Origin of the sequence: Thalassoglobus sp. (assembly GCF_048270125.1) — a bacterium.
GTDB lineage: Bacteria > Planctomycetota > Planctomycetia > Planctomycetales > Planctomycetaceae > Thalassoglobus.
The window spans coordinates 88211-101091 of record NZ_JBLWTN010000015.1 but is presented as its reverse complement, the minus strand read 5'-3'; the positions used below and the strand labels follow the sequence as shown (position 1 = coordinate 101091).

Here is a 12881-nt window from a genome sequence, read left to right as displayed (position 1 = left end):
AGCCGTAAGCGACCAATGTCCCGTCCGACCGCAGGTGTCATGGTCCACACGTTTGTGCGGGCAGACCATTGACTCAGGCGGGCGCGTGCGTGACATCAAGCGAATCAGGCTTGTCAGATTGCGAAAGCCAAAGACTGCAATGACCGAATCGGTAGAAATCTCAAAGCAACCACTATCGCCGTACTTCTGTATCGCCGTGTCGTCGTATGATCGTGTTACCGTTATCAGCATGACTTCAAAACAGTTCCAGCTGTGTGCGGGCAGCGGTCGTGGGAGTTACCGCTTTGGGTTTTTGATCGACTGGTTGCTGTGTTGGAGTGGTATCAGCTTTCTCACTGGACTGATTGAACTGCGTTCCCAGAATCCAGTCAGCAGATTTCTGAGCAGCACCGGCGGCTTGGATGATCAACTTCTTGTCACCTTTCAACTGCTTCCTCCAGTGGTCGAGGTAAGAGGCAGATTGATCGATTGTTGGTGGACTAATCCCACAAGTCGCACAGAGAAACGCTGCCGACATCTCTGCGACAAGTTCTTCCTTGCTGTAGTCGGGAGAACCAAACGGAGCGAGGTTGGTATCTAGTCCACGGTTGAGTCGTTTCGAATGACCTGTTGAGTGTGACAACTCGTGCATGAGTGTCGAATAATAACTTTCACGGTCACTGAACCTGGTCGCGAGCGGCATGAAGACTTCATCGGTTGATGGTCGATAGCAGGCACGACTCCCCTCCTCCCGGATGGTTGGTCGCTCGTTGTAACCTGAGACAATCGCTTCAGCTTTCCCCAACGGTTCGAACGGTTCAGCTGGCTTTTCGTCAGGAGCATCCGGGATATCGATCCCGTCACACTGTTCAACATTGAACACGTTGTAATGCTTCAGTACGGGGATCTTGATCTCTTCACCTGTTTCGAGGTCTTCTTTGTCGAGTTGTTTCCAGAAGATGATTAGAGACGACTTCTCACCTTTCTTGACCTGCCCACCTCGCTCTTTGGCTTGCTTGAAGGTGATCCAGTAGTCAGAACTGAATCCCGCTTCCCAGGCTGTCATACCGAGCAAGAAAACATTGATGCCGCGATAGTTCTTGCCGCTCTGAATGTTCTTCGGCCAGCCGTCACCGCTGCCACGTTTGATCGGGTTCTGCCAAGGAACGGTTCCCTGATCGAGTCGCTCAATGATTTTATCGGTCACTTCCTGATAGATGTCACGTCTTGGTTTTTTTCGCATTGTCCTGGTCCTCCTTGACCATTGTTCTGTTTTCCATTGCATGAATGCTGATGCTGGTCAATGACGCAGATCGAACTCTCCACAGTGTTGTTGCTTGTTCCATACTCAATGCTCCGATGGCAGATAGAGCGTCCAATACTCTCCGTCGTTGCCTACCCAGATATCGATGCTGTCGAGTGGGAAGTCGGTAAACAGAATCGCTTGTGTGATGAATGGTTCTTCGGGACTGTCCGCTTTGGCGGTCAGAATTGCCGAGCGGTCTTCGTTGACTGTTAGCTTCCAGAAGTGCAGCGATTGGATGCGATCATCTTTCTGGGCTTCTTCTCGAAACTTTTGGTCTGTTAGCCAGATGGCGATGGCATCGATGAGCCAGAATGCTTCGCCCTCCTCCGCGACGTGTCTCACTCCGTCGGTAAACAGGACATTGCGATTGATTGAGTGACGAAAATACTTCGACGTCCCAGTGAACATTCGCAAGACGTCTTCTTCAAGTTGTGGGTTGTGGTTGGTCATGATCTGTTTCCTTTCTCTGTTGTTGATCATGCCCAGTGACCGAACGGTGGGAATGTGCCGGGAACTCAAGCAGAGTGGTGCGGGCAGACGCAGCCGCATGGCAAGTCAACACGGCTGCTTGAATTGACGGCAACCGCCGTTCAACGTGGCAAAGATGTCAACCACAGAAAGCGAGACAGCTGACAACATCATTCCAATTGAAGATGTATCGTTATTGAGGCAGAACTCGACTAATTGACTTGAACAGCAATCTCGCAATTACCACCAGTTGAGAAGGATGGTCGCGAAGGTCAGTTCAGAGTTGAGCGGGAATGCCTGCTGCCTGTACTGTTCAGAGCAAATGCAAAAGAGCCTCACCAGAAACGGGCCAGCAACTGGGAGGCTCAGGTCTGATGAGAACGGGCCAGCATTCATTGGATGGCTTAAATCAGTTCTGCTTGAGACAAACTTACTCAGTTAAATAAGGCTTGTGACTATTTCCTGTAGGTGTCGTTGCAGCACTATAGCCATCCGTTTCTTCGTAAACTCGCAACATTGGAACTCGTCCAGTGTAATCATACATGTAGAAATAAAATGATTGCCCAGTCCCATTCACCAATTGTCCCCAATTGATCATCGCTTTTTCTAAAGCAGGGACTCGCGCAATTGGACGCAAGCCTATAAATACTGGTTTACTCAACACTTGTGTTGACGAATTTACGGTCCTATCTTTCCACATAAAATCTAACGCAAAAGGAAGAGACGCATAATAGATAGAAGAGATGAAGAATATCACGAGAAATAATTTCAAAATTGAACTTTTGCTATGGCATTTCAGCCATTTACTGATTTTTTTCATTTATTTCCCTTCTCGATTCGGTCCTCCCTCAAGCTTTTTAGGGAATGTCTCGCAGCTACTTCGATAGTCACAAGGACACTCAGCCCAAGTATATTTTATTTTGACCGTCTTGAAACCGAGACTTTTAAGTTCGAACTTTTTTGGAAAAAATCTGCCATATTTGTCTGGATACCCTTCACTATCTCTGGAACTAACAGACACTGGTGCTTCGTAACCATCTGCTGGAGTTCCGTCAGGTTTAATAGCATTTTTAAATCCCAATTGCTGGCATGCGGTCTGCGGACTCATTGAGCCTGGCAAGGAATAAAAATGAAAATGTAAATATCCTCTTGCGAATCCCTGATTGCCTTCAGGATTAAATGCGATGCCTGCGGACGCCTTAAAGTCTAAAACAGAAATGTATTGCATCACTTGAGATGTTGGATTACCTGCAGCAGGTCTTGATTCAGGAAAAGATAAGTCTGGCTGAATAGGATAGCATTGCAAAAAAGTTGTCTGCTCTTCTTTTAATAGTTTCCCATTGCAGTCTTCCGCTCTGACTTCACGATCTTTAATTGCTATGAGAACTCCACCATTCACTCTCAACTTATTCATGATCGAATCAACATCAGGCTTTAGCCAAACGCCTAAATAAACTTGCCCAGGTGTATCGCAAAAAGGACCTCCATTGACGCTAGTAATTGATATCATCCCCGAAGGGTCTATGCGGTTTACGGGATTCATCCTTGCATAGTTGTAAAGACCATCCCCGAGGATTACTGGTTGACCGTTGATCAGTGGATCACGCGAAGTAAATTGAGCGAGTTTTGGCATGTACATACCAATTCCTTCTTTGAAAACTAGAAATGAGTCATTCCAGGTAGCTGAGGTGGAAAAGGGCTCGGGGTTGGTCCTGGAATTTGAAATGCAGAGTGTCCGAGGGGAGCACCAATCTTTGCCTGGGTTCGAGATTGAAGGCAACCGGAGCAGAGGCAATGCTCCGCATGACCAGGCATCCCGACTGGCTCTTTTGCTTTCTCTCGATCTTCCCGGCGATAGCATTGACAATGATTGCCATGCTTCATTGTTTGATTCTTCACTCCTACCTGCCGGGCATGTGAAGTCAATTCTTGCAGGATTTGTTGTGAATGTTGATAATCGGCAAATTGCTTTGTGCGTTCTGCATGCAACCATTCATAACGTGCATCTGCGGGAGCAAGTTTCCGTGCGAAGAAAATCGCTTTGAGGCATTCATGCCAGTTCTGAAGTTCAAAGAAGCATTCAGATCGTTGTACTAAAAATGCAGCAAGAGCGTCCCGGTGAGTCATGCTCCGAAGATACCGACCGTGTTGAAAATCAACTTCTTTCCATACTTCTGGCCACTGAATGTAGTGAGAGTCAGGGTAATAGGCTATGCCTTCACCAGACCCTTCAATGTTAAAACGATCAGGTGGAATCCAAAGCGTCAGGTAAGGATTCTTCCACTGAAGTGTCGTCCCTTTCGGATCATCCCAGCGAAAAAACAAGTGACCTCGTGTTTCTACAAGCGAGACTGGAAGCCCAAGTAGTTGACCAATCGCTACATAAACGACCGGCATCGAGGCACATGTTCCTCCATAACCTTTTTCGTCTACAATACCATGGATGAATAAGTCTTCAGGCTGGCAGAAATCGGGATCAAACTTACGTTCGGGATTATATTTGACTCCACAATCTTCTTGAAGAACCTGCAACATGTACCAGCAGATAAATCTTGCTAAAGAATTTCCATATGTGAATTCTGTGGGTCCTTGATCAGCTTGGGAATCGAGTTGATACAAATGTCTGCATATCTCAAATTGAACCCTTCGAGACCACTCGTATAAATCCTCAATGTAGGTATCTGTATTGAGATGAACGATTCCCGGCAACCCATGAGCCGCTGCCAGATTGAGATCCGCGATATTGAAATCAGACAACTCTTTGGAGTGAGATTCTAAGAGTGATTCAAAAGTAAGAGAGTGACCATCCATTTGTTGCCCTATCCCTATAAGCTCGAAGCAAGAACTGCTCGGTGTAACCCTACATGGTACGAGATGCGTATCACTCGATCAAAAGAAATCTCAAACTTTTGGAAAATTGTTCCTTTCGGAAGTCTTATCCTGTGTTGTCGTCACTTGCAGAATTATGGATTCAAGTCGGTACAGAAAACCGCATATACAGAAATACGATAATGAGTGATTGAGACGAAACACATTTTCTGATTCAATGAAATGCGTAGACACGATGATGCAGAAAGTCGCTCATGCAGAAATGCAGAGATATGCTTTCCAAGTGTTGTGTGAATACTTTGATACAGCGATACTGATTTTACGGCGATACAGAAGCACAGAACTGCGACGATGTGGGATTACGGAGAACATCATTCCAGTCTCCACCGTGCAGAGAGGGGAAGTCGGTCATGATTGGGCGATGACAATCAGCGAGAACTTCGGCGATCTTTTCTGCCAGTTCATAGCCACCTTTATCGTTGTCTAACGCCAACACAATCATCACATCTTCTGGCATTTTGGAGACAGCTGTTTTCAGGCATTCCGCCTGTGATGGACTGATCTGACCAGCTGTACTGAACAATCGCTTTCCATCGAGACCTTTGACAGCGGCGTAGCTGAGCATGTCGATCGCTGTCTCACAGATAATCATCTGCTGATCATCAGGCTGGGGACGAGTGCAGGCAAGTCCTTTAATCCCACCCGGTGAGAACCCCGTAAAGCCACGGTTCTTCAACTCAAACCCGCACAATCCAGACTGGTTGAAATGTGGAAAGACTGCGTTCTTGCGGTCATCGATCCTGATTCGATCTCGGAGGAGGGGGCTCGTCAGAATCTCACGTGGGATCTGGCGTTCGTATTCAAGATAGGGATGTGTCTTCCAAAGCGGTTTGGCTTTCATCCAGTTCGCGAGAACCTGAGCGGCATCATGCTCTGACGGCTGTAACTTGATCGGGAGAGGAGGGAGCTCATTGATCGGAATCGTTGATCCGTTCAGCCATGGTCTGAGTATCTTGCGGACTTCACCGAGTGAGACGCGATCACGGGTCTGCACGAAATCGATGATCGATCCGCTGTCGTTCCCCTTGGCGTTGAAATAGATATACTGACCGTTTGGAGTTCTACCAACGATCAGCTTGTCACCATTGGAATGCCGCATCACGATGCTGGCTCGACTACTCTTCTTGCGATCGAGTACGAACCCACGCGAAGCAACATACTGACAGAAATCAATCCGCTTCATCGCTTCCAGTTCTTCGCCTCGGGACAACATGTCTCGACAATAAATCAAGAAAGCGATGGAGGCAAAAACTGCGGCGGGGCAATTGGAAAAGAGGTGTGGATAACTCTCGCAATTACAGAGACACAGAAGCACGACGATACGGAGTTACGATTGATGTTAGATTCAGATTAAGGAAGCCAATTTGCAGTCGCGGCGGGGAAAGCCATCAAAAGACGAGACCACGCCGTTTGACTACAGCTTGAGCAAGATGTCAATCTGTCTGGATTTCCCACGGATTGACCAAAGCGATTTTCGCGTCTGCGAAATGCTTCATGTTGCGGGTGGCGAGAGTGGCATTCCAGGCAGCGACCGTTCCTGCGATCATTGCATCGCGAATCTCAACCGGTCGTCCAGCAGACTTCAGTCTCGCAGAAATCTCAGTAGCGTGCTGAGCAGACAAAGCGTTGAAGTCGAGGATGCGACCTTCCAGATCTTCGAGCAATGCCAATTCAAAATCAGCTTCCAGTTGTGTTCGACGTTTCCCTTTCGGAAGTGATTTCAAACCAAACTCGATCTCATAAACGCAAACGCTGGTTGTCCAAACAGATTGAGAGGGGAGGGAGTTCAGCCAGTCAGCGATCTGAGGTTCCCGTTGCCGCATCACGGCAGAAATGACATTCGTGTCGAGAATGATCATTGATCGAAACTCATCGGCTCAATCTGTTGACCTCGCAATTCAGGAATCTCAGCTTCCAAAGGGTTCTCTGCAAATCGTTCGGTGAGTCTTGTTCCTAATCCTTTTGGAGAAGCACTTTGCTTCAGGACTGCGTTTCGCAGAATATCCCGCACCATTTCTTCCATGCTCTGACCTTGCTCGCGAGCTAAATCTCGCAGCCGATCACGAACATCGTCTTCCAGGTTTCGTACAATAAATTGAGCCATAGTTCACCTCCATTGCTATCATGATATCATAGTTTTGAGGAGTTGTCTATTTTTTTGTGAAGCGGCGGTTGGTCGTCGTTAACTGTCATTCAATGTCGCTTGCTGGCAATGTTCGGGCGACATTTATTCTTCAGTTTTCGCCCTTTGGGATTCATGGGTTTGGAAAATTCACCAGATATTCTTTTCCCATTGTCCCGTCTGTAATTCTGCCAGAAGGGACAGATCATCGAGTTATCCACAGCAAGTGTGTGTTAAATATGTGTTTAGAGGTGTGTTACGACTTGCGAATCGGACAGCAACCGACTGTATCAATTCGAAATTTTCAAACGCCCGGTGTGTGAAGTGTCGAAATATGGTGTGTGAAGTGTCGAAGATCGGTGTGTGAAGTGTCGATAGGAATCTCTTCGGTGGGTGAAATATCGAAAGCGGGTTGTTGGTGTGTGAAATGTCGATTCTGTTTGACATCAATGTGCGAACCATGTCATTCATGAATGGTGTGTGAAGTATCGAAACCACGATCTTCTCTCTCAATTGACAATAAAGTCGTCACCGAACCGTCGTGGACTGTTGAATGAAAGAATTAACATGTGATGCTAAAAAGAGTCGCTCTCCGCTGTTGCCTGAACGGCATCCGACGCCGGACTTCTTCGTCTGCGATTTCCTCGATGCTTCACCGAAAGGGGATATGGCGAGCATGGAGCATCCAGTCTTCAGCCTCTCCACCAAACCAGATTTACGGGTCAGACGCTACGAACATAAACACGCTTGGATTGAGATCAAACCCTCCGCTGACGGATTAGCGACGATTCATGACCGGGACATTCTCATCTTCTGTATCAGCCAGTTGATGGCTGCTCGGAATGAGGGGAGGCGGCTTTCGCAAACAGTCCGGTTCAAAGGCTTCGACCTGTTGACCGCTACGAATCGCATGACCAACGGTCGTGGTTACGACCTGCTCCGCTCGGCATTGGAACGTCTGGCGGGGACGCGCATCAGCACCAACATTTTGACAGGAGAGCAAGAGATTACACGTGGGTTCGGATTGATCGATGCGTATGAAATCGTTCGCGAGACTCGTGAAGGACGGATGCAGGACATCGAAGTCAAACTGTCTGATTGGGTCTTCAATGCGATCGAAGCCGGGGAGGTGCTGACGCTCCATCGTGATTACTTCCGATTGCGAAGACCGATCGAACGTCGTCTGTACGAACTGGCTCGCAAACATTGCGGTCGCAAATCGGAATGGAGAATCTCCCTCGACCTGCTCCGCAAAAAGTGCGGTTCAGGCTCAACCACCAAAGAGTTCAAGCGTCTCATCAGCCGCGTTGTCGATGATGACCAACGGACGAACCATCTCCCTGATTACCGTATTCGGTTTGATGATCATCCTGACCAACCACGCGACATCATCATCTTCGAAAACCGAGGCACAATCCCTGCGATCACGGATAGCGAAACGACTCGACCGCTTCCGCCACTCCAGGGGGATACCTACCACGAAGCCCGTCTCGCAGCACCCGGATGGGATGTGTACGAGATTGAAAGAGAATGGCGAACCTGGCTCAGCCTGACCGAAGCCGAACCGCCACGAAATATCGACGCCGCGTTCATCGGGTTTTGCCGAAAGTGGAATGCAAAGCGGAAGTTCAATTAGGTTGTAGATGCATGCTTTTCTCGATGGCACACGTCACATCAAAATAGTGATCCCTGTGTCTGGACAGGTTCCTTTGAAGGGCAGAATTGCTGAGGCGGTCCAACCAGTACATATTCCTGTTTCCCGTGACGAACGAGCATACCATGGTAAAAACCGTTGGGATTGCTGCGAGGATCGTTTGAACGGCATCGCTCAGCGTAAGTCATGGTTTGCTCATTGAAGAGTTCTGGAAGTTGCAGTCGGTATGCTTCAGCTTTAAAGTCTTCACCACCGTGAACCGAAGTGGTCGCAAACAAACTTCCTTGGAATTGGAACGGTCTGCGAATTCGACCTTCGAGGGCGATCGTATCAGCACTATAAGCTCTGTAAATATCACCTTCGCCGATCTGGCGATCTCGGGTGTGGCACCATGTTCCCATCTCTAACCGTTCAGCAGGGACTTCGTGGATGTTGTCGGCGGCTGTTTCAGTCTCTGTTGTCATATCGTTGCTCCTTTGGTTTTGTTGATCGACTCACCCCACCGGGCAACGGTCGATCCAACAAAACAAAGGGGCGAAATGCACACTGCAGACCTTACCGTAAGAAGTTCTTGCGCGACTGAAGCGAACTGATGTACAATGGATTATGACCCAAGTATTTGATGAACAAGTACATCAGAAAGTATCTCGCCTTGATCAAGTTTGGAGGGCATGGCTATTTGACAACCTCGATCATTCCGAAGCTTTGCAGCGGATGTTTCAGATTGAGCAAGAAATCAGCAGCTTACCGGACTCGAATAAGATTGAGGAAATCGAGAATGTGCTGTTTAAAAAGCTACAAGTTCAGCCATATCTGAATGCGATGGTCGCTGCGATTGTGGAATTACGATCATCCTTGTTCAATGATGAAAATGCATTCGTAAGAGGACGAGCGTTTTACAATCATTTGCCGAAAAAAGCTCTTCAAAAAAATACTGATAATGGAATGCTGACTGTGCCATTTCCTGGCGAGACTGGACCACGGATCTAAGAATCATCCATTGCTTTGATCGCACAGAGTTGTGGATTCAATCGTTGGAGTTCTACGCAATGTATCAGTCGCTGTTCACAACTTGCATACCCCGAATCGAGTCGTTTTCCCAGCCAGTCGACAAGTTTGCTGAGGTCAATTTGCTCCACTGGCAGTCGTACTCCATGACCGGGCTTCAGGTCAGGCCACACAATTGACGGAAACCAAATATGAGCGCCTTCCCTGAAAAAATTGTCTTTGACACCTCCAACAAGAATCTTGTGATTTCGCGAACAGTAGGCTTTGCTATGAGAAATTCTCAGCTGCTCACGACCATCGTTGAGTTTTTCAATGATAAACGATTGGAATTGAGCGAGATAAGATCGCTTCCCATCGGCAGTCACTTGGCGGAGTTCAGGAAGTTCTAACAACACTGCCATGCGTACCGGATCTAAATCCGAAAGAAATGAGAGGACGTGTATCCAGTGTTGCCATTGTCTCAACAGCAATTGATAGACTCCCTCAGCACTCTCAAGCAGAAGATTAGCAACCGATGAGGCAGCGTAATATTCACAAACTGATGGATGCAGGAAACGACAATTCCCTTCATCCTCGATAATCAGATTAGATAATGAAAGTATGTCATCAAGAGCCGGAGTGGCTTGATTCGGATGTCCTACCAACTTTGCAGCAACAAATGCCTGCTTTCGTAAATCGGAAATATGAATCTCATTCCGACCATATTTGCGATACACGAAAAAACAGAGAATCTCGAAATAGTGTTGCAACCAAGTCTCATCGAAATCGCATGTGAGTTGCCTACGTCGTCCATACTGGGATTGATTGTGGCGTCTCACGAGGAGGTCAAACAGATCACGGTAGAAAGAGAGCGTATTTTGTCTTAATGTCCGGTCGGAGCGAAAATGACGTAAAACCTCTCCAACTAGTGCAGGTGTTGTTAAGAGATCACTTAGCCCGAGGCGATCACCGACGAACATTCGTTGCAATTCCTCGTCCGTTCGATCTCGCCTCAACTCACGAGCAGTTGCGAAAAAGTCATCTTTTTTAAGCTCATCGATAGTGTAGACCGTCGCTATGGCACAATGAGCCAACTCTGTACCAGGGCGCGTTCCTATGAAAACAGGTAGGTCGGGAGCGAGTAATTTAAGACGCTGAAGGTCTGCCAGAAGTTGAGTACGTTTCGGTTGTGCAACTTCCTCAAAACCATCGAAGAACAAAGCGATATCTTCCGCAGACGATTCAAAATTGATCGTTTCGTCACCCATGGGAAGACCAACCGATTTCAGAACTCTACTGACCATGTCTGTTAGTGATTGCTGCTGATGCGCTAAGAGTTCACAATAGACAGGAAGACGACTGGTCTCGTTCGCAGTATTGGCGGCCAAATTCTTCAAAAGATAAGATTTCCCCTGTCCGACGTACCCGCTGATTACGATCAGTGAGCTGAAGTCAAAATCAGCGATTGAATTTGGTGCGAAGATTAGCTGGTTTTGGTCTTTAACTCTTGGTAGTTGACTCCCAGAATCTGCCTCCCCGAAAGCTCTTTGTGTCTGATTCTGGTAGAGACTCACCAGTTTTCGTTGCCATTCTCTCCGTTTACCTCTGTCCAATTCTGAACATGAGAATGTTCCTGAAAACGTCTCTTCCAGTTTTGAAAAATCATGCTGATAAGAGGCTGATTCGTGTGCATTGACTTTCACGTTTGTAGCGTTGATCGTGACGTTTTCGATCGGATCGGCAATCTGATCTTCGAACCGACGAAATGTCGCGAGGGCTTCTTTTGCGTTGCGGGGTCGATTTTCGGGGTTCACCTCAAGCAACTGAAGACAATGGGAAGCGAGAACGGGATAACTGCGTCGAACGTCTTCGAACTTTTGATAGTTCAATCTTCCTTGACGGAGGTTATCATAAATCTCATCTCGTGTCTGACCTTCAACTGGCGGAACCTTCGCCATCAGCCAGAACAACGTCGCTCCGATCGAGTAGAGATCAGAGCGTCTGGGATCGACTCTAGTATCACTATGCAACAATTCTGGTGCCATGAAAGGTGGGGTTCCGACTGGAGCCGTCTGGACTTCCTTGTCGTCCAGTAATCGATCAAATGTGATGGCAAGACCGAAGTCGATTAGCTTCACCTGTTCAGCAGCACTGTACAGGACATTCTTCGGTTGAATATCCCGATGGCAGATTTGCTGCTCATGCAAATGAACGACCGCATCAAGAAGTTGCACAGCGATTGAAGTCAATTGTTTTTGAGATGGGTTCTCCTCAGAGAATCGTGAGTGCAGGCTGGCGGCTTTGATGTACTCTGTCACCAGAAATGTCGTACGTTGCATGCGGAAGAACTCGAAGACTCGTAAGATATGGGGATGGTTCAATTCCGCCAATGCCTGCCCTTCAGTCTTAATCCAGTCGAAAGGCAGAATGGGGTGTGTGACCTTCAGGGCAACAGTTCGATTGAGGTTGAGATCGACAGCTTTGTAGACCTTGCCTTCACCACCCTCTGAAATTTTTCCTTCAATCCGAAACTTTCCGATTCGCCACTCAAATTTGCGTCCATTATCGAGTTCTCTGGCGACATGAGATTTTTGAATATCATCCGCATGCCATGGGTAGAGTTCCAGTAAGTCTTGCTTGGAAATATCTCGCCCCATTCGCCCTTGCCAGTAATGTGCATCTGTCAGCAAAAGTAGATTCAACAGATCGAGTTTGTACGCCTGACATTCACGTGGCAATTGATTCAAATATTCGTCAAGACTGGGTTGCTCGTCTTTCTGATAAACTGAATTATATTGATCAGCGAGATCGGTAAGCTTTCTCTCGCATAAAGTCGCGGGACGAATCGGGCTTGATCTGTTGGACTCATTTTTATTCGAAGCGTTGTTCATCAATGGCAGCCCGGATTACCAACAGTTCGCGATAGACGGTGTGAACGCCAATTTCCAATTTCTCTGCAATTTCCTTAGGATCGTAATTCATCATTGCAAGGCGGGCAACATCACGCTGACGGTCTGTCAACTTCTTGCACGGCTTGAGCAACATCTCCATGAGCCGTTCATCATCTGGAAAGCCCAATGAGATTGGCTCAAATGGTTGACCAGATTCCCCTTCTAGAATACTGAACTTCAAAGCTTTGTTATCTTCCAACTCTCTGCGATCCCGTTGACTCCGAAGCTTACGACGAATGTGATGCATCAAACGAGCTTTGACTTGTGCCGGTGTATTCGCGTCAGCATCTTTTCGATGTTTGGGATCATCAGAATCGCGACGATCCAAGTAAGTTCTCCAGGCACTGTGATAGATTTCATCTTTCTCATCTGGTGCGTCTCGCATTCGACGTAGTCGTTGTTCAATCTTCTTTAAAGCCTCTTCTTCGAATTTCTTCCATTCACCTTCAGGGTAGTTGTCGAAAGGAGTTGATTCTGTCATTGAAAACCTCACAGCTAGTGGACTGATTAGTTTGCTTCTAGTTG

13 protein-coding genes are annotated in these 12881 nt (G+C 47.4%); 2 read left to right on the top strand and 11 right to left on the bottom strand.

Features of this window, described 5'->3' with window-relative positions:
- Positions 1 to 235: 235 nt before the first annotated feature.
- The 8 genes from ACN0YR_RS16345 to ACN0YR_RS16310 form a co-directional block, all read right to left on the bottom strand.
- Entirely contained in the window at positions 236 to 1222 is a 987-nt protein-coding gene (locus ACN0YR_RS16345; RefSeq protein WP_417850299.1) for an ArdC family protein, read from the bottom strand.
- A gap of 105 nt (positions 1223 to 1327) precedes the next feature.
- Entirely contained in the window at positions 1328 to 1735 is a 408-nt protein-coding gene (locus tag ACN0YR_RS16340) for a DUF6876 family protein (RefSeq protein ID WP_417850298.1), read from the bottom strand.
- Positions 1736 to 2183: 448 nt separating this feature from the next.
- On the bottom strand, positions 2184 to 2573 hold the full coding sequence (locus ACN0YR_RS16335; protein ID WP_417850297.1) for a hypothetical protein: 390 nt from the start codon (positions 2571 to 2573) through the stop codon (positions 2184 to 2186).
- Positions 2574 to 3386, bottom strand: a complete 813-nt coding sequence (locus tag ACN0YR_RS16330; protein ID WP_417850296.1) for a hypothetical protein — start codon at positions 3384 to 3386, stop codon at positions 2574 to 2576. It abuts the gene before it with no gap.
- Between the two features lie 26 nt (positions 3387 to 3412).
- Positions 3413 to 4564, bottom strand: a complete 1152-nt coding sequence (locus ACN0YR_RS16325; RefSeq protein WP_417850295.1) for a hypothetical protein — start codon at positions 4562 to 4564, stop codon at positions 3413 to 3415.
- Between the two features lie 337 nt (positions 4565 to 4901).
- Positions 4902 to 5855: a toprim domain-containing protein gene (locus tag ACN0YR_RS16320; RefSeq protein ID WP_417850294.1), complete on the bottom strand. Its 954-nt coding sequence runs from the start codon at positions 5853 to 5855 to the stop codon at positions 4902 to 4904.
- A 220-nt stretch (positions 5856 to 6075) separates the two neighbouring features.
- Complete coding sequence (locus ACN0YR_RS16315; protein WP_417850293.1) at positions 6076 to 6501, bottom strand: type II toxin-antitoxin system VapC family toxin; 426 nt, start codon at positions 6499 to 6501, stop codon at positions 6076 to 6078.
- The gene (locus ACN0YR_RS16310) at positions 6498 to 6746 is read right to left on the bottom strand and encodes a FitA-like ribbon-helix-helix domain-containing protein (RefSeq protein ID WP_417850292.1); all 249 of its coding nucleotides are present in this window, start codon (positions 6744 to 6746) and stop codon (positions 6498 to 6500) included. The genes ACN0YR_RS16315 and ACN0YR_RS16310 overlap by 4 nt, the downstream gene beginning before the upstream one ends.
- Positions 6747 to 7317: 571 nt before the next feature.
- Between ACN0YR_RS16310 and ACN0YR_RS16305 the strand changes: the two genes are divergently transcribed.
- On the top strand, positions 7318 to 8400 hold the full coding sequence (locus tag ACN0YR_RS16305; protein ID WP_417850291.1) for a replication initiator protein A: 1083 nt from the start codon (positions 7318 to 7320) through the stop codon (positions 8398 to 8400).
- A gap of 38 nt (positions 8401 to 8438) precedes the next feature.
- Here ACN0YR_RS16305 and ACN0YR_RS16300 read toward each other — a convergent pair whose 3' ends face one another.
- On the bottom strand, positions 8439 to 8882 hold the full coding sequence (locus tag ACN0YR_RS16300) for a hypothetical protein (RefSeq protein WP_417850290.1): 444 nt from the start codon (positions 8880 to 8882) through the stop codon (positions 8439 to 8441).
- 142 nt (positions 8883 to 9024) lie between these two features.
- Here ACN0YR_RS16300 and ACN0YR_RS16295 point away from each other — a divergent pair, with 142 nt between their 5' ends.
- A complete protein-coding gene (locus tag ACN0YR_RS16295; RefSeq protein WP_417850289.1) occupies positions 9025 to 9408 on the top strand; it encodes a hypothetical protein in 384 nt (127 codons plus the stop codon).
- Here the strand turns inward: ACN0YR_RS16295 and ACN0YR_RS16290 are convergent.
- Both ACN0YR_RS16290 and ACN0YR_RS16285 read right to left on the bottom strand, forming a co-directional pair.
- Positions 9405 to 12296 carry a protein kinase domain-containing protein gene (locus ACN0YR_RS16290; RefSeq protein ID WP_417850288.1) on the bottom strand — a complete coding sequence of 964 codons (2892 nt, stop codon included), beginning with the start codon at positions 12294 to 12296 and terminating at the stop codon, positions 9405 to 9407. The two genes, ACN0YR_RS16295 and ACN0YR_RS16290, sit on opposite strands and share 4 nt — an antisense overlap.
- The gene (locus tag ACN0YR_RS16285) at positions 12277 to 12837 is read right to left on the bottom strand and encodes a helix-turn-helix transcriptional regulator (protein WP_417850287.1); all 561 of its coding nucleotides are present in this window, start codon (positions 12835 to 12837) and stop codon (positions 12277 to 12279) included. The genes ACN0YR_RS16290 and ACN0YR_RS16285 overlap by 20 nt, the downstream gene beginning before the upstream one ends.
- Positions 12838 to 12881: the final 44 nt, after the last annotated feature.